Source organism: Pseudomonas tremae (assembly GCF_001401155.1).
Classification (GTDB): Bacteria; Pseudomonadota; Gammaproteobacteria; order Pseudomonadales; family Pseudomonadaceae; genus Aquipseudomonas; species Aquipseudomonas tremae.
Map to the genome: position 1 here is coordinate 54148 of NZ_LJRO01000384.1, position 16393 is coordinate 70540.

The 16393-nt window shown below is 56.8% G+C and carries 16 protein-coding genes; 3 read left to right on the top strand and 13 right to left on the bottom strand.

The genetic code is table 11. The features are described from left to right. Positions 1-29: 29 nt before the first annotated feature. The 9 genes from ALO43_RS21540 to ALO43_RS21585 form a co-directional block, all read right to left on the bottom strand. On the bottom strand, positions 30-1049 hold the full coding sequence (locus ALO43_RS21540; RefSeq protein ID WP_024691752.1) for a branched-chain amino acid aminotransferase: 1020 nt from the start codon (positions 1047-1049) through the stop codon (positions 30-32). 151 nt (positions 1050-1200) lie between these two features. After that, positions 1201-1842, bottom strand: a complete 642-nt coding sequence (locus ALO43_RS21545; protein WP_024671299.1) for a CatB-related O-acetyltransferase — start codon at positions 1840-1842, stop codon at positions 1201-1203. 41 nt (positions 1843-1883) lie between these two features. Then, positions 1884-2768, bottom strand: a complete 885-nt coding sequence (locus ALO43_RS21550) for a glycosyltransferase family 2 protein (protein ID WP_024671300.1) — start codon at positions 2766-2768, stop codon at positions 1884-1886. A 253-nt stretch (positions 2769-3021) separates the two neighbouring features. Beyond that, positions 3022-3909 carry a heme o synthase gene (cyoE, locus tag ALO43_RS21555; protein WP_005891467.1) on the bottom strand — a complete coding sequence of 296 codons (888 nt, stop codon included), beginning with the start codon at positions 3907-3909 and terminating at the stop codon, positions 3022-3024. A gap of 10 nt (positions 3910-3919) precedes the next feature. After that, positions 3920-4252, bottom strand: a complete 333-nt coding sequence (gene cyoD / locus ALO43_RS21560) for a cytochrome o ubiquinol oxidase subunit IV (RefSeq protein WP_002552345.1) — start codon at positions 4250-4252, stop codon at positions 3920-3922. Continuing rightward, a complete protein-coding gene (locus ALO43_RS21565; protein ID WP_024671302.1) occupies positions 4252-4884 on the bottom strand; it encodes a cytochrome o ubiquinol oxidase subunit III in 633 nt (210 codons plus the stop codon). Before ALO43_RS21565 ends, cyoD begins: the two co-directional genes overlap by 1 nt. A gap of 2 nt (positions 4885-4886) precedes the next feature. Continuing rightward, the gene (gene cyoB, locus ALO43_RS21570) at positions 4887-6899 is read right to left on the bottom strand and encodes a cytochrome o ubiquinol oxidase subunit I (protein WP_005891464.1); all 2013 of its coding nucleotides are present in this window, start codon (positions 6897-6899) and stop codon (positions 4887-4889) included. A gap of 3 nt (positions 6900-6902) precedes the next feature. Beyond that, positions 6903-7844: a ubiquinol oxidase subunit II gene (gene cyoA / locus ALO43_RS21575; RefSeq protein WP_024671303.1), complete on the bottom strand. Its 942-nt coding sequence runs from the start codon at positions 7842-7844 to the stop codon at positions 6903-6905. 463 nt (positions 7845-8307) lie between these two features. After that, positions 8308-8817: a disulfide bond formation protein B gene (locus tag ALO43_RS21585; RefSeq protein ID WP_005891461.1), complete on the bottom strand. Its 510-nt coding sequence runs from the start codon at positions 8815-8817 to the stop codon at positions 8308-8310. A 566-nt stretch (positions 8818-9383) separates the two neighbouring features. Between ALO43_RS21585 and ALO43_RS21590 the strand changes: the two genes are divergently transcribed. The 3 genes from ALO43_RS21590 (at position 9384) to ALO43_RS21600 (ending at position 11687) form a co-directional block, all read left to right on the top strand. Beyond that, the gene (locus ALO43_RS21590) at positions 9384-10280 is read left to right on the top strand and encodes a chemotaxis protein (RefSeq protein WP_024671304.1); all 897 of its coding nucleotides are present in this window, start codon (positions 9384-9386) and stop codon (positions 10278-10280) included. A 65-nt stretch (positions 10281-10345) separates the two neighbouring features. Further along, the gene (locus ALO43_RS21595) at positions 10346-10819 is read left to right on the top strand and encodes a GNAT family N-acetyltransferase (protein WP_024671305.1); all 474 of its coding nucleotides are present in this window, start codon (positions 10346-10348) and stop codon (positions 10817-10819) included. Positions 10820-10934: 115 nt separating this feature from the next. Then, positions 10935-11687, top strand: coding sequence for a YkgJ family cysteine cluster protein (locus ALO43_RS21600; RefSeq protein WP_024671306.1), 753 nt, complete (start codon positions 10935-10937; stop codon positions 11685-11687). A 17-nt stretch (positions 11688-11704) separates the two neighbouring features. Here ALO43_RS21600 and ALO43_RS21605 read toward each other — a convergent pair whose 3' ends face one another. The 4 genes from ALO43_RS21605 to ALO43_RS21620 all read right to left on the bottom strand — a co-directional run bounded on the left by ALO43_RS21605 (position 11705) and on the right by ALO43_RS21620 (position 16350). Beyond that, the gene (locus ALO43_RS21605; protein WP_005891455.1) at positions 11705-11929 is read right to left on the bottom strand and encodes a hypothetical protein; all 225 of its coding nucleotides are present in this window, start codon (positions 11927-11929) and stop codon (positions 11705-11707) included. A 104-nt stretch (positions 11930-12033) separates the two neighbouring features. Further along, positions 12034-13026, bottom strand: coding sequence for a fimbrial protein (locus tag ALO43_RS21610; RefSeq protein WP_054998032.1), 993 nt, complete (start codon positions 13024-13026; stop codon positions 12034-12036). A 1-nt stretch (position 13027) separates the two neighbouring features. After that, positions 13028-13810 (bottom strand): fimbrial biogenesis chaperone, encoded by a 783-nt coding sequence (locus ALO43_RS21615; RefSeq protein WP_005891452.1) that lies wholly within the window; start codon positions 13808-13810, stop codon positions 13028-13030. Then, a complete protein-coding gene (locus tag ALO43_RS21620) occupies positions 13807-16350 on the bottom strand; it encodes a fimbria/pilus outer membrane usher protein (RefSeq protein WP_083492222.1) in 2544 nt (847 codons plus the stop codon). Before ALO43_RS21620 ends, ALO43_RS21615 begins: the two co-directional genes overlap by 4 nt. Between the last annotated feature and the right edge of the window lie 43 nt (positions 16351-16393).

Consider the following 16393-nt stretch of genomic DNA (forward strand, 5'->3'; position numbering starts at 1 on the left):
ACGGTCAACTGTAGCAAGTTCTCAGCTCATCAGACCTTGACGATCCAGCCGGCAGGCGGCTCGATGTCGCCCGATTGAACGCCGGTCAGTTCCTTGTACAGACGCTGGGTCACCGGGCCAACTTCGGTCTGGCTATAGAACACGTGCAGTTTGTCGTTGTAGGAGATCCCGCCGATCGGGGTAATCACCGCAGCTGTTCCGCAGGCACCCGCTTCCTTGAACGTGTCGAGTTGATCGATGAAGACATCGCCCTCTTCGACCGTGAGACCGAGTCGGGACTGCGCCAGCTCGATCAGCGACAGGCGGGTGATGCCCGGCAGCACTGATGGAGACTTAGGCGTCAGGAACACATCGTCATTGGTAATGGCGAAGAAGTTCGCCGAACCCACTTCTTCGATCTTGGAATGGGTCTGTGGGTCGAGGTAGATGCAATCCGCGAAGCTGTGCTTCTTGGCCTCGGAACCGGGCATCAGGCTGGCGGCATAGTTGCCACCGACCTTGGCAGCACCGGTGCCGTTCGGCGCGGCGCGATCGTAGCCGGAGATCACGAAGTTGTTCGGCTTGAGGCCACCCTTGAAATAGGCGCCAACCGGAATGCAGAAAATCGAAAAGATGAACTCAGGCGCGGTTCGCACGCCAATGTTGTCGCCCACACCAATCACGAACGGGCGCAGGTAAAGCGCGCCGCCGGAGCCATAAGGCGGAATAAAGCGTTCGTTGGCTTTGACAACCTGCTTGCAGGCCTCGATAAAGACATCGGTCGGAACATGGGGCATCAGCAGACGAGAACAACTGCGCTGCATGCGCAACGAGTTCTGGTCGGGACGAAACAGGTTGATCGAACCATCTTTGCAGCGATAGGCCTTGAGCCCCTCGAAGCATTGCTGACCATAGTGCAGCGCCGTCGAGCCTTCACTGATATGCAGTGTGTTGTCTTCAGTCAGCGCACCCTGATCCCAGGCACCGTCGCGCCAATGAGAAAGATAGCGTTTGTCAGTCTTGATGTAATCGAAACCCAGCGTGTCCCAGTTGATGCTTTCTTGACTCATAACGCCCTCTATCATTTTAGCGACTGCCTGGACGAGTCAGGCCAATGCCTTATTCTGCCAGATCATTCAGCGTCTGAGGTTTGAAATAAATGCAAACCGACATGGCATTTATGACGCGTCGCCAAAAGCATGCGCTGTCGGTGTACGACGGTTATTTATCCGCAGGAGAACGAGATGCCTGGCGCTGGCGAATGTAGTCGACAAACGTATTCATGTCCGCACTGCACAAGGTTCGCGCCACGGATTTGACCTCTTCCATTGGCCAGTCCCACCAGGCGGCTTGCAATAACAGTTCGCGGACGTCCTCTTCAAAACGCCACCGGATGAACTTGCAGGGGTTGCCACCAACGACCGAATAAGGCGCCACATCCCGCACCACCATTGCGCCCGCGCCCACGATGGCTCCATGACCGATCGTGACCCCCGACACAATGATGGCGTTGGCGCAGATCCAGCAGTCACTGCCAATCACAACATCGCCTTTGCTGGGCGCGTAATCTTTGATATCCGCTACTTGCTCGACCATCGCCGGAAACGGATAGGTCGTGATCCAGTCGGTACGATGTTCGCCGCCCAGCAGAATCTTCACCCCTTCGGCAATCGAGGTGTAGGCACCGACCCTCAGTATTGCGTCGTCACCAAAATCGACAATCTCCGGTATGCCGTAAGTCCCCACGCCTACCACCGCACGCGGGTACTTCAATCTGATTTTTTCGGCATGTCGCTCCAGCTTGTCCATTTGGCGCAGCTGCCTGCGCACTTTCCTTGTTTTCAGAAGCTCGATGAATTTCATGGTTACCTTGAATCATTTCCATTTCGAACAGCCTTACCGCATTACCGGTAGCTGAAGAGTAAACGCATGCAGCGCCGCCAGGTTGTACGATCGGCATATTTAAACGGGATAGAGCGCAGCAGTTTCCAAGCATATCGCTTGTCTGCAACCGCTGCGTATTTGAGGGCCTTGTTGACCAGCAGTGTCCTGCCCCTCTGATATTCGGGATGGTCGCGGTAAGGCTCGATAGCCCTCAGATCGGCGTCCAGCAACACCTTGTACTTGCGCGAAAGATTGTTCGGATGACGGCGGTAGCGTGTCACGATCTGGGGAATGACGTGCATTTCATATCCCAGATGAGCAATTCTCAGGGTTGCCTGAAAATCCTGGACCTTTATCTCCGGGTCGTAACCGTTCGCATCGCGCATGGCTTTCATTCGGTACAGCGCCACCGGCGCTCCCACCACCACCGCGCCACGTAATACGTCGTCGAAACTCAGGTATTCGATGTGATCCCGGGACTGACACTTGATCATGTTGCCGTCACAGTCCATGTAGCTGACAAGCGCGCCGACACAGCCCACCTCGGGGTGCTTGTCCAGATACTCCGCACGAAGGCGCACCGACGATGGAAGCATGATGTCGTCAAGGTCGGGCGTGGAAAGGTACACACCCTGCGCGTACTGAAGGCCGTGATTGAGCGCAGCACTGACGCCCTGATTAGCCTGACGGTAGAGCTGAAAAGAATAGCGCTGCTGCAAGGACTCAAGCATTGCGATGCTGTTGTCAGTGGAGCCATCGTCTACAACGATGACTTCGAAATTTTCGTAATCCTGGGCAAAGATGCTCCGAATCGCGTCCTCCAGAAATCGCTCGGCGTTATAACAGGGCGCGATGATAGAGACTAAGGGCTTGGGCATACGGATCTGACTTTCCGAAAAACTCATGGGTACCTGCCAATCCACTGATCGGCCCTCGAAAACGGGAACCAGATCTATAATAGATTGTATGAAAACCGGCACATCATGCTGCAAGCTGATACTTTTTTCCATTTTTGGGCACTTACACCCTGTAACCGGTCGTTTATGCATCCTTTTGAAGGTCTTTCGCCGAGCTGCTCAGGTTAGCCAAGGCAGGATATTCGGCAAAAAAAAACCCATTCCTTTCGAAATGGGCTTGGGTGTTTCTCGTCAGGTGCGATCAGAAAGCGTAGGTTACCAACAATTCCTTTGTCACCTGGAAGTCCACCGACATCATCACGCTCAGGGCAGTAATGGTGAAGATGGAGAACACGAACAACTTGCGAGCCCAGACAGTATCGTCAACGGCCTTGTAGCCCTTCCAGGCCATGTACAACCAGTACATACCCATGCCCGCCGCGACAGCGAGATAGTTCAGCCCCGCATAACCGCCTACCGTCAACATAAGGGTCGCCACGAGGAACGCCAGAATGTAGAGCAGGATGTGGCGCTTGGTGACCAGAATGCCGCGTTTGACCGGCAGAACCGGAATCTTCGCCGCACTATAGTCATTGAAACGGAAGATCGCGATCGCATAAGAATGCGGCATCTGCCAAAGGCTGAACATCACCAGTAGCGTCAATGCCGCGAAATCGAAGCTGTTGCTCACTGCACAATAACCGATGACCGGAGGCATTGCCCCCGAGAGGCTACCGACAAGTGTGCCGTGAACGGATCTGCGCTTCAGGTACAGGCTGTAGAAGCCGACGTAGATGACGAAGCCAATCACCGCGAACAGTGCAGCCAGTGGGTTGGCCTTGGTGTACAGCAAAGCAACGCCCGCAACACCAAGCACGGTGGCGTAGAGCAAGGCCAGTTTCAAAGAAACCAGGCCCTGAACCAGGACCCGGTTGCGGGTCCTTTCCATCCGCTGGTCGATATCGCGATCGATGCAGTTATTGAATACACAACCTGACGCAACCACCAGGGAAGTACCGATTACCGCAGCGAGGAACACGCTGAAGTCGATATTTCCCTTGGAAGCCAGAAAAAAGCCACCTGCCACCGAAAGCACGTTACCGAAAATGATCCCCGGTTTGGTGATTTGGATAAAGTGCTTCAGTGACATCTGGTATTCCTCAATGCGCCATCATTTCGCGGTGGACGCTGAAGATGATCCACAGCGACAAGCCAACCAGCAGGACGATAACCATCGTGGTAAAGGCGAAGGCCATCACGTTGTTGCGCTGCACGCTGGTGAAGTCCAGGTGCAGGAAGTAATGCAAATGCACGAGGATCTGGATGATCGCGAAGACCAGGACGATCGCAATCGTCATGTCCTTCGGCAGCGAAGGCGACATCACCAGGGCAAACGGAATGGCGGTCAGGATGATCGACAGTACGAAACCGATGATGTACGACTTCACGGAGCCGTGACTATTGTCTTCAGCGGAGTGATGCGAATTCGACATTACAAAGCTCCCATCAGATAGACAACGGTGAACACGCCGATCCAGACAACGTCCAGGAAGTGCCAGAACAGGCTAAGGCAGCTCAGGCGCGTCTTGTTGGTGTTGGTCAGGCCCTTTTTCTGGACCTGGAACATCATGATTGCCATCCAGATCAGACCGCTGGTCACGTGGACGCCGTGCAGGCCGACCAGCGCGAAGAACGCTGACAGGAAGCCGCTGCGGCTCGGACCAAAGCCTTCGTGGATCAGGTGATGGAATTCATAGACTTCCATCCCGATGAAGGAAGCGCCACACAGGAAGGTCAGTGCCAGCCAGCCCAGCACCTGACTCTTGTTGCCCTTGTACAGCGCCAGCATGGCAAAGCCGTAGGTGATACTACTGACCAGCAGGAACGCGGTTTCCACTGCCACGAATGGCAGCAGGAAGATGTCGTGGCCCGACGGGCCACCCGCGACACTGTTGACCATCACGGCGTAGACCGCGAAGAACGAGGCGAACAACACGCAGTCGGTCATGAGGTACAGCCAGAAGCCGTAGACCGTCATGCCACCGCTGTCGTGGTGATCGTCATGCCCGTGATCATGGTCGTGACCGTGATCGTGGGCTCCGGAGTTGATAGCAATATTTGACATGTTTAAACCTGTTCCAGCGAGGACTTGACAGGAGTGTATGCACCATTGGCCGCCAGGACCTTGTGATGCTCACCTTCAATACGCGCTACATCTTCAGCAGGCACCATGTAGCCCTGATCGTCACGTACGGCATGAGCGACGAAGACTGCGATGGTTGCTACCAGGCTTACGCCTACCAGCCACCAGATGTGCCAGATGAACCCGAAGCCGAAGACCGTCAGCAACATACCCATGTACAGGCCGGTAGCCGTGTTGTTAGGCATGTGGATCGCCGAGTAGCGGGCAGGAACCTGGTAAGCGGTACCGGCACGTTTGGCATCGGTGAACGGATCGATGTCGTCAGCCTTGGGCAGCTCGGCAAAGTTGTAGAACGGCGGTGGCGACGAAGTGGACCATTCCAGGGTATGGCCATTCCATGGGTCACCAGTCAGATCGCGGTTGCTGTCGCGGTCACGGATGCTCACGAACAGCTGGATGAGCTGCGAAGCGATACCCATGGCAATCAGCACGGCACCGAACAGCGCGACGTCCAGGTAGATGTTCCACTCTGGCATGTCGGTAGCGTTGAGGCGACGGGTCATGCCCAGGAAGCCCAGCGCGTACAGCGGCATGAACGCGACGAAGAAGCCGACGATCCAGAACCAGAACGCTGCCTTGCCCCACTTCTCGTTCAGTTTGAAACCGAACGCTTTAGGGAACCAGAACGCGAAGCCGGCGATGTAACCGAATACCGCACCACCAATGATCACGTTGTGGAAGTGAGCAATTACAAACAGGCTGTTGTGCAGTACGAAGTCAGCACCAGGGATCGCCAACAGAACGCCGGTCATGCCGCCGATCGAGAAGGTGACCATGAAGCCCAGGGTCCAGAGTACTGGCGCGGTGAAGCGCAGACGGCCCTGATACATCGTGAACAGCCAGTTGAACAGTTTCACACCCGTCGGGATCGCGATGAGCATCGTCGCCAGACCGAAGAAGGCGTTGACGTTGGCACCCGCACCCATTGTGAAGAAGTGGTGCAGCCAGACCATGAACCCAAGGATACAGATCGCACCGGAAGCGAAGATCATCGACTTGTGGCCGAACAGTCGCTTGCCGGAGAACGTCGAGATAACTTCCGAGAACACACCGAAGGCCGGCAGGATCAGAATGTATACCTCAGGGTGACCCCACGCCCAGAACAGGTTCACGTACATCATGGGGTTACCACCCATTTCGTTCGTGAAAATGTGGAAGTCCATGTAGCGGTCAAGAGTCAGCAGCGCCAGGGTAGCGGTCAGGATCGGGAAAGAAGCCACGATCAGGATGTTTGCCCAGGTGCAGGTCCAGGTGAAGATCGGCATGTCCATCAGTTTCATGCCAGGGGTACGCATTTTCAGCACGGTCACGAGGAAGTTGACCCCCGTCAGCGTCGTACCTAACCCGGATAACTGTAGCGCCCAGATGTAGTAGTCAACCCCCACACCAGGACTGTATTGCAGCCCGGAAAGAGGCGGATACGCAACCCAGCCGGTCTTGGCGAATTCACCGACACCCAGAGACAGGTTGATCAGCAGCATGCCTGCTACCAGCAACCAGAAGCTCAGGGAGTTCAGGAACGGGAACGCCACGTCGCGAGCGCCGATCTGCAGAGGCAGAACGATGTTCATCAGACCCGTGAAGAACGGCATCGCCATGAAGATGATCATGATCACACCGTGAGCGGTGAAGATCTGGTCATAGTGCTCAGGCGGAAGGAACCCTTCGGCACCGTTCTGGGCCATTGCCAGTTGAGTACGCATCATGATTGCGTCGGCAAAGCCGCGCAGCAGCATGACCATGGCAACGACGATGTACATCACGCCGATTTTCTTGTGGTCAACGGAAGTGAGCCACTCAGACCACAAGTATGTCCACTTGCGGAAATAGGTGATCAACCCGACAACCGCAATACCGCCAAGCGCGATCATGGCAAGTGTCACCATGACTATCGGCTCGTGGAACGGTACCGCTTCCAGACTTAATTTGCCAAACATCGTTTACTCCTCTGCCCCAGCAGCTGAATTTTTGCCTTTTTCCGCACCAGCGTCACCGGCCACTTCTTTCTCGCCAGCGACGACCTTCTTGCCTGGATTCATACCTTCATACTTGTCGATGACGATCTGGAACAGGTTCGGGGTGACCGAGGAAAAGAGTTCGACGGGGTTACGTTCGCTCGGTTTGATCAGCTCGGCGTACTCAGCAGTGCCAAGCTTTTTGGGTGAGTTCTTGACTTCACTGACCCAGGCGTCGAAATCAGCCTGACTGGTGGCAGTGGCCTTGAACTTCATACCAGTAAAGCCCGCGCCGCTGTAGTTGGCCGACATACCGTTGAACTCGTGATTCTCGTTGGCAATCAGGTGCAGCTTGGTGTGCATGCCCGCCATCGCGTAGATCTGACCACCCAGGCCGGGGATGAACAGCGAGTTCATCACACTGTCCGACGTGACCTGGAAATTGATCGGCGTCTTGGCAGGGAACACGATCTTGTTGACTGTGGCGATGCCGTAGTCCGGGTAGATGAATACCCACTTCCAGTCGACCGAGATAGCCTGAATGGTGACCGGCTTGACGTCAGACTCAAGTGGACGGTAAGGGTCCAGCTCGTGCGTAGAGACGTAAGTGATGTACCCCAGGAAGACCAGCAGCAGCATGGGTACGCCCCAGACTGCGATTTCGATCTTGGTGGAGTGCGACCAGTCCGGCGTGTACTTGGCAGCCTTGTTCGAAGCGCGATACTTCCAGGCGAAGATCAGGGTCATCAGGATGACCGGGATCACGACGATCAGCATCAGCAACGTAGCGATTATAATCAGGTTGCGTTGCTCAATACCCACCTGCCCTTTTGGATCGAGCAGAGGTACGCCGTCGCATCCAGTGAGCAGAAGCATACCGAAAAGGGCCAAGAAGCCAAAAAACCTGGGGTACCTTTTTTTACTCATTTCACGACCTCTAAAAGCAGCTTGCGCGGTGCAGTTGGGTTTCGACCGCCAACACTTCGCCCTGCCAGTGCCGGCTAATTTTTTTGAATTGAACAAGAGCCTGCCAGTACGCACAGCGGCATATCGACAAGTCCGGGTTGAGCAATGGATTCTTGTTTTTGAGTTGCTGGAACTGCCCGTCATTCAGGGCAGACGCTTTCGACGCGGCCATTATACGCCCTCCGAGGCAAGCGTTGCGCTGCCTGTTCAGAGTGCACAGGGGACGCTCCAAGCCTCAAAATGCTGATCGTTCAGCCAGGCTGGACGACAAGTGTTGGGGATTGTAGATATGTAAATTTTTAATGACTATGCCTAATTTTGTAACAGTTAATCTCGTAGCCAGTAACAATAACTCTGAAAACCTTCTCTCAAGCCCGAAAAAAGCCTCGTAATCACGAGGCTGTTTTCACGAAAGCCCCTGTATTTAGTATGGTTTGCGGCGGTTACGGATAATGCACGCCGGCACCAGAACCGCAGTCAGTACGAACGCTACCAGCGCCCACTGCGCGAGAGATAATCCGAGTACTGGCGGATATGGCGTCGTACAAAAGCCGCTCACCTGAAACCCTGTAGGAAACAGTGTAGCCAATGGCAGGCCATCCACAATCGGCTGAAGCACATCGATTCCGCAGCTCTCGGACGGATGGGCGAGAATCCAGACATGACGGCCGGCGGCGGCGATACCGCCCAGCGCGCTGAGGGTCACCAGCGTTTCGAACGCCGTGACACCGCGACGCCCGGACATGGCGGCACCGATGAACGCGAAGATCGCGATGAACAGCAGTGCATAGCGCTGCAGGATACACAGAGGGCAAGGCGCCTCACCCAGCACGATCTGCATGTACAGGGCACCGCCGATAAGGGCCAGGCAGATGATCCCCAGCAAAACCAGAAAGCGCTTCTCGCGTCTCAGGTACAACGTGTTGTCGCTCATTCACATACCTTACTGATGAGTGGTTTGCCATTGCCGCGCCAGTCGCGGGCAAAGGTTTGAGCAGGAGGGCACCGCCCAGACGCTCTGATGCGTGCGCGATGATCATCTGTCTGGACTGGCAACTCAAGCATTCGCCATCCATACGGGCTGATTTGCCAGCCGGATGGTCTTTAGCGGGCTTTTTACCGAAAACCGAAATCGAGCCCTTCTATATATAGAAGGATGCGTCAGTTTGTCGCACCACCTCTTCTATATATAGCTGCGGTATTTTGCCGCAGGCTGAGTTCTGGTCAACAAGCCGGCCGTGGGAGAGGCGGACGGCCTATGCCGGACGCTGAAGCGACAACGTGTCGCACCCCTGTATGGTTTGACGTTCCGGAAACCAAAGTGCCACTATTGGCGCCTGACCTGAGGCAATCGACCACTCAGTCGAGCGCTGCTCTCTGGACGCGGCTTACGGCTGACTGTTAAAAATCCTCAAGCAAGCACGCCACAGGTCGATAACCTGAGATAGAAAGTTGTTTGCCGCTTCCAGGCGACGAAACACCTACAGCCAGAAGGTTAATATGTCCAAGAACGTCCGAGCAGATTCACTTTCGCTGCTCCTCTTCACGTTGCGCAGCGGCAAGCTGATGGCGATCAACCTGCTCAAGGTCAGCGAGATCATCCCCTGCCCTCCCCTGACCCATCTTCCTGAATCGCACCCGCACGTCAAAGGCATCGCGACATTGCGCGGCTCATCGCTGTCGGTCATTGACCTCAGCCGTGCAATCGGCGAGCGTCCGCTGGCCGACCCGGACGGCGGCTGCCTGATTGTCACCGACGTCAGCCGCTCGAAACAGGGCCTGCACGTTCAGGCGGTGAGCAAGATTGTGCATTGCCTGACTACAGACATTCGTCCGCCACCCTACGGGTCCAGCAGCAAGTCGTTCATTACCGGGGTAACCCAGGTCGACGGCGTTCTGGTTCAGGTGCTGGACATCGAAAAAGTCATTCACGGTATTGCCCCGGCGCAGATCGCCGTGCAGTCTACGGAACTGGCGAAGGAAGATGCAGAGGTGCTCGGCAAGGCGCGGATTCTGGTCGTCGACGACAGCCAGGTTGCGCTGCAGCAGTCGATCATCACGCTGCGCAATCTCGGTATCGAATGCCACACGGCTCGTAGCGCCAAAGAAGCGATCGACGTGCTGCTGGATCTGCAGGGTACTGCGCGACAGATCAACGTGGTGGTGTCCGACATCGAAATGTCGGAGATGGATGGCTACGCCCTGACCCGTACACTCAGAGACACACCTGATTTCAGCGACCTTTACATTCTGCTGCATACGTCGCTCGATAGCGCGATGAACAGTGAGAAGTCGCAGATTGCCGGGGCCAACGCTGTCCTGACCAAGTTCTCGTCACCCGAGTTGACCAAATGCCTGATCGAGGCCGCGCGAACGGTAGTCGCTCAAGGGCTCTGATCCCTGAAGCCGCAGCCGAAACACGCACTGACATGACCGATGCATCTGCTGACCACTACTGGTTGATGCGTCGGGATCTCTGCCTACCAATCCCCTCCACGCCCTGGCCTTCGGGTGTCTTGCCCAGCGCACTGACACTTGAGCGCGCGCCAGAAACTCACAGTTTGCTGGCATCGGGTTATCGCACAGGGCAAGGCAGCGTCCCGGATTATCACACCTGGCGGAGCGCATTCGAGCGCGATCCTGAGTTCGATCTGTCACGATGTTTTCTGGCCATTTCCGAAGATACAGTCGCAGGGGTGATCATCTGCTGGACCAGCGCCTTCGTCAGAGATCTGGTGGTGCACCCCGAGCTGCGAAACAATGGCATCGGTTCTGCCTTGCTCAATCACCTGTTCGCCCATCTGGCCGCCCCTTCGAATACCCGCGGCGAAGCGGCAGTGGACCTTCACGTGACGGAAAACAATCATGTAGCCCGGCGTCTCTACGAAAAATCAGGCATGTCCTACGTCAGGCGCTTCCCTCTCCCGACTCCCTGACGCTTTCAGCGAACCATACTTCGCTGGCGCACAACTTGCTTCCTGAGCCGTATAAGCCGGACAAATGACTGATAACCGTCATTTGCCGCCTATTCTCGAACGGATCATTGAAGCAATGGACATTAAGTTTTCCTGCGTAGGTTGCGGCGGATGCTGCACTGACCATCACGTGCCCCTCACGCTCGTCGAAGCCGCGCAATGGGCGGCAGACGGCGGCAACGTGATCGTGCTGACCGAAGCGTTTTTGAGTAATGGTTACGGTGTTTCAGAGACGCAACGCAACCATGCTTCCCGGCGCTCGACCGAAGTAGACTGCGGCAATACGAAAGCCTTCGTGGCAATCACCTTCGCAGCCTATAACGTCGGACGTTGCCGGAATCTTGACGAAGAAAACCTGTGCCGGATTTACGAGCGCCGACCGCTGGTATGCCGGATTTATCCGATGGAGATCAATCCTCACATTCCGCTACGACCTGAGCTAAAGGGCTGCCCGCCTGAATCGTGGGAACAGGGCCCAGACCTGATCGTCGGCGGCACGCTGGTCGATACCCAACTGGCCAGCCTGATTGAACAATCCCGTCAGGCTGACAGGGACGAGATAGCGGCCAAACAGCTCATATGCCAACGACTGGGCATGCGTACCACTGCGCTCAAGGGCAACGGATTTGTCGCGTACCTGCCTGACATGAAGGCATTCGCTGCCGCCATCGAGCAGCTCGCTGACAGCAACGATGCCGTGACAGAACGCGCAGACTGGGCGTTTCATGTGGCCGGACAGGATGCCTTGGCGGCCTTGCAGCAGGAGGGTGCTGACGTGACAGACCGGGAACCGGCATCCTACTTGTTCATTCCGTTACAGGCGGCCTGAAACCGACAACCCGGATATCAGCGTTTACCCATTGACCTTCGGGTACCGGCCGGGGCCACGCCTGGGGTCTTGTGGTGGCCGTGTTTGTTGGCTTTCTGATGCCAGGCCTGCTCCTTTTTCGCCTGAGCGAACTCCGAAGGCTTGAACGGAAAGCTGAAAGGCGCAATGACCGCCTTCTTTTCAGTGTCTGCAACGGAGTCGGTTGCGGCGTCTTGAACAGGAGTTTGTTCAGGCGTGGTCATGGTGTCACCAGAAAGTCGAATTAGCCGGGCACACGCCCGCGGTCGCGCAGCATACATCAAACGTCCGGCTACCGCGCGAGCCTCCTGTCCAGTCGTTGACGCACTTACTTGTAGAACAGATCCACCATCATCTCCGCACTGAACGGCCCAGGCTGGCGGGGCTTGCCGGTCCAGAACAATCGGGCTTCGAAATTTGCCGTGGCATCCTGGGTTTCGCCCAGCAGATCAGCCAGATGAAAGGCCTCGTTGTACGGCACAGGCTGCCCGCTGACCGCGCTGTTGATCGTGAAACCCACCGAATTGTTATCGACCGGAACCAGTAAATTACCCTCCAGACTGCCCGATACGGGTCGAAAACGTGCGTCGATACTGAAGGGAGATTCACAGGTCCGGCTGGTCGACAGGGAAAAGGGCTGTATAGCCACCGGCTCGTCGATACCCCCCTGAAGCATGGCGACGTCGCCGAAATCCACGTTTTCCGGGAGCACTTTCAGATCGGCATCACACGCCACAAAGCGCAGTCCTCTCATGTTATTGATGACATAACTCAAGCTTCGTCCTGGCGCCGTATTCGGATTTGTCTCGCCGCCCAGTTGAAAAAACCGGTAATCGAGCAGATTGCTCGCCACCCCGGAAGGCGGCGTTGCGCCGAACTTCTGGATAAATACGGAAAACGGCAGGCTGAAACGTACCGCAGGGCAATTGTCGAGGGTGCCTCCAGTGCAAACAGGCAGGCGATTACCGGTACTGATTCGGCCACTGCCTTGCAGATAGTCGGCGCCATTGAGTGTCAGCCCGGCCCTTATGCCCTGACCGATTTCACGATTGTCAGGGTTCAGGTGGATAAAAACCTCTTCGTCGGTCGATTGCGAACCGTCCCGGGTGCATTCGACCTGAACAGCCCTCGGCTCGGAGCGCCATACCACTTCCCCATTAGGCGTCGACTCGGGGATTGCCACCGCACTGTCCAGATCCTCATGAACCTCGGTTTCTACCGCCCCCTGAGTAGTACAGACCAGCGCGAAAACGGAAGCAGGAGTGAGCATCACCAGCAATAGCAAGGGGCGCAGCCAGAGGCTGGCGGGCAGCAATTTCATATCAGCATTCTTCCTGAAAGACGTTTTTCTCCAGCAGACGAGCCCTGTAGGTCGCCTGCCCGTTCACGCGTACGCAATAGCCTCGCTGACCGCCGTAATCAGTCAGGGCTCCGTACGAAAAAAGAGTATTTGCAGAAGGCAAAAAGCTCTTCGGTAAAACCAGTTGGAAATGTTCGCCAGGCGCAAGCAGCAGGTGATCACTGAACAGAACACCGTCCATGCGCAGGCCTTGCAGCGATGCGTGATAAGGCGTCGGGTTACTGACAGTGAATAAGTGGCTGCCCGCATTGCCAGAGTTCAAGGTCCACAACAGCTTGCCAGCGGTATCGGCCGGATCTCCGTCCAGGTCTGGAGGTCGATAGAACACGTTGATGCGCTGACGCACGGCGATGTTCAGTTGGCGAATACCTTGCTGACGGCGAGGTACTTCCAGCACATAAAGATGCAGCAAGGACTCGCGTTGCTGCGGCATGCCTTGGCCCTGATACAGGACACGCAGCGTCTGACGCCCACCTGCCGTCAGTCTTACTAGTGGTGGAGTGATCGCGAACGGCAGCGATCTGCGCAGATTGTGTGGCGTATCGTCGTTATCTCGCGGATCGCTCAGCCAGGTCTGAAGCAGCGCCTCGCCCTTGCCGCGATTGCGCACTTCAATGAAGGCCTCGGGGTCATGCCCGTCGAAGATCAGCCGCGTACCGCTCAATGAAATCGCGCCTCGCGCATCGACACCGCTCGCCAGCAGCGCAATCAGAATCATCGCGCACAGCCCGTTGCTGACGTTCATTGGCAGGCCACGCTGATGCGCTCATAAGCGCGGGCCGGATCTCTGGGAGGCAACGAAAAGATTGCCTGACAGCGTTGATCGGACCAACGTACTAGCAGGCTGCCACTGTCGCGTTCGCTGAGCACCAGCGCCTGACTGCCAGCATCGACCACCGCCAGCGCCCTGCCCTGCTCGTCCTCGACACTGGCACCCAGCGGCACCTTGCTGCCATCTGCACGTACCAGCTCGAACTGGACACGGCGACCTGTCGCAGCCTTGAACCGCACCACAGGAATGGCACCGCGGCGCGGTACGATCTGCGTGATGGCATTTTCCAGGTCCACATCGGCCCCCAGTTGCCGGGTATCGAGGCTGACCCAGTTGGTCCGATAAGCTTGGGCATAAGGTAGAACCGCGTAACCGTTGCCTGCGGTTTCGACGTTACCGAACGACCTCAGTCGAGCGCCGCTGACACCTGGCACCTGAACCAGCGCAAAGGTTTCGCCCAGCGCCTGCCCCAGGTTGATACCCCCGGCATGGGCCACCACCGACCCCGACGCCGACAGGCTCAAGGCATCGTAGTCCCGTCCCTGACTGTACCCGGCTTCAAAGCGGCCGGTCCCGGTGGAAGTGGTGATCTTGCCAGCACCGAAGCTGCCTGAATTGCTGTCCTGACCGGTCTGTACCGAATAGAACGTATCCCGATCCGCCAGTACCTGACCATTCAGCCCGGCCTGAAGGTTGTACGCCCCGGAACTGTCGCGCACGGCATTGAAAGACAAACGCGACGAAGCAGAATTAGACCCGAGCGGCAAGGTCACGCTCAAGGCGACGCGATTGTCAGTGCGCGCCTGGCCACTTCGACCAAAATCCTCGTTGCGCTCGATGGATACACTGTAATTCACGGTATGCCAGGCCGCGTTGTAGGACAGATAAAGCTGTCGCGTCTTGCCCGGCAGGTTCCAGTAACGTTGCTCGGATGCGGTCAGGCTCAGCGAGGCGTCCTGATCAGACAGAATCTGGGTGACACTGAGCTCGAGTCGATCCCGGGCCAGACCAGCGACCAGCGCCCGACCTTGCGGATCGGTTTCGCTGACGTGCTGACTGAGGGTCCGGTAGTTCTCGGTCGAATAGCGATAACCCGCTATCGCCAATGTCGTATCGGTCGCGTCCAGGGTGTTGGCGTAACGCGCCCGCACGCTCTGGCCGCTGCGGGAGCGTTGCTCCGGTTGACTGACCGAGCGAGTTACATCCAGCGACACCGCGCCCACGCCGGTATTGATACCGACGCCCAGGTTGGCGGCCTGATAATCCTCCGCCAGCTGTAACCCGCCGAAACCGGTCGTTCGCTCGGAAAGCCCGTAGATCAAAGCCCCGCTGGTAAACCCCGGCGATGCCTGGCCATCATCGTTGTTGTCGACCTGCCCGACAGCCAGGCTGTAACGCAACGATCCGAAGGGCACCATGATCGGCAAGGACGCGTAGGCCTGGGTGAACGACCTTACGCGCCCGTCAGCTTCAATGACCGAAACCGACAGGTCGCCATTGGAGCCACTGGGGTAGATATCGGTGATTTCAAAGGGCCCGGGCGACACGCTGCCGCTATACAGCAGAAAGCCGTTCTGACGAACTTCCACCGTGGCGTTGGTTTCGGCAATCCCGCGAATGACCGGGGCATAGGACCGTTCACTGTCAGACAGCATGCCCTCATCGGAGGTCAGCGCAGCGCCTTGAAAGCGAACACTGTCGAACACTTGCGCGTCGGTAAATGTTTCCCCTACCGTGAACTGGCTTTTCAACGACGTGACATCGCGCTGCGCAAAGGTGCGGTTGCTGCGGTATCGCCAGGTCTGATGGCTGCCCTGCGCCAGTGAAGACTCGTTGCGCAGTCGCCAGGCCCCCAGGTTCAGGCCATTGCGCAGCCCCATATAATACTGATGTGTCGCCAGACCTTTGTTACGGCGCCTGTTGCCATTGAAGTTGTAATTGACGAATGCTGCCGTCGCGCCTTGCTGCCATAGTTCAGGAGATACATAACCACGGGCGCCCCGCGCCATGACGGCTTGCGGCACACTGATAGCAAGTCGCAGCGCACCGGGCTGATAATCGACACGCGCAAACCCGACCCGTGCAGGAAGGTCGAAACAGGCCTGATCAGCCTCGGTAGTGTCGGGCAGACGACTCAGGTCCAGACCCAGACTGTTCAACAGTTCAAGCGACAGGCAAGGTTCAACAAGACCGGACACACTGTTTTTCGAAAAAGTGATATCGCGTCTGCCACTCAATGTTCGGTTGACGTAGATATCAACCCGATAAGTACCGGGCAATACGCTGCTGGTACGCAAGAACGCCTGCAGGTCTGGAGGCTGATCGCTGCCCTGAATGAACGCCGTATTGAACCTGACAGGCTCATCGCCACGGGAAACCTCGGGCTGGGCCGCGAACGCATTGATCGAAGCCATTAACGTCAACCCCATGCAGATATGCAAATGACAGCGTCCGGGGAGAGGGAACGCTAACGCTGCGATAGCCCCTTTATGATCTTTCTTGCGCCATTCCATAGCGGTCTTCACTCTACTTCGGCTGTTTCGCGCGCCGCGCAAT

Coding starts and splice junctions, on each gene's coding strand:
- ALO43_RS21540 (WP_024691752.1), bottom strand. CDS start 1,049: ATGAGTCAAGAAAGCATCAACTGGGACACGCTGGGTTTCGATTACATC.
- ALO43_RS21545 (WP_024671299.1), bottom strand. CDS start 1,842: ATGAAATTCATCGAGCTTCTGAAAACAAGGAAAGTGCGCAGGCAGCTG.
- ALO43_RS21550 (WP_024671300.1), bottom strand. CDS start 2,768: ATGAGTTTTTCGGAAAGTCAGATCCGTATGCCCAAGCCCTTAGTCTCT.
- cyoE (WP_005891467.1), bottom strand. CDS start 3,909: ATGTCACTGAAGCACTTTATCCAAATCACCAAACCGGGGATCATTTTC.
- cyoD (WP_002552345.1), bottom strand. CDS start 4,252: ATGTCGAATTCGCATCACTCCGCTGAAGACAATAGTCACGGCTCCGTG.
- ALO43_RS21565 (WP_024671302.1), bottom strand. CDS start 4,884: ATGTCAAATATTGCTATCAACTCCGGAGCCCACGATCACGGTCACGAC.
- cyoB (WP_005891464.1), bottom strand. CDS start 6,899: ATGTTTGGCAAATTAAGTCTGGAAGCGGTACCGTTCCACGAGCCGATA.
- cyoA (WP_024671303.1), bottom strand. CDS start 7,844: ATGAGTAAAAAAAGGTACCCCAGGTTTTTTGGCTTCTTGGCCCTTTTC.
- ALO43_RS21585 (WP_005891461.1), bottom strand. CDS start 8,817: ATGAGCGACAACACGTTGTACCTGAGACGCGAGAAGCGCTTTCTGGTT.
- ALO43_RS21590 (WP_024671304.1), top strand. CDS start 9,384: ATGTCCAAGAACGTCCGAGCAGATTCACTTTCGCTGCTCCTCTTCACG.
- ALO43_RS21595 (WP_024671305.1), top strand. CDS start 10,346: ATGCGTCGGGATCTCTGCCTACCAATCCCCTCCACGCCCTGGCCTTCG.
- ALO43_RS21600 (WP_024671306.1), top strand. CDS start 10,935: ATGGACATTAAGTTTTCCTGCGTAGGTTGCGGCGGATGCTGCACTGAC.
- ALO43_RS21605 (WP_005891455.1), bottom strand. CDS start 11,929: ATGACCACGCCTGAACAAACTCCTGTTCAAGACGCCGCAACCGACTCC.
- ALO43_RS21610 (WP_054998032.1), bottom strand. CDS start 13,026: ATGAAATTGCTGCCCGCCAGCCTCTGGCTGCGCCCCTTGCTATTGCTG.
- ALO43_RS21615 (WP_005891452.1), bottom strand. CDS start 13,810: ATGAACGTCAGCAACGGGCTGTGCGCGATGATTCTGATTGCGCTGCTG.
- ALO43_RS21620 (WP_083492222.1), bottom strand. CDS start 16,350: ATGGAATGGCGCAAGAAAGATCATAAAGGGGCTATCGCAGCGTTAGCG.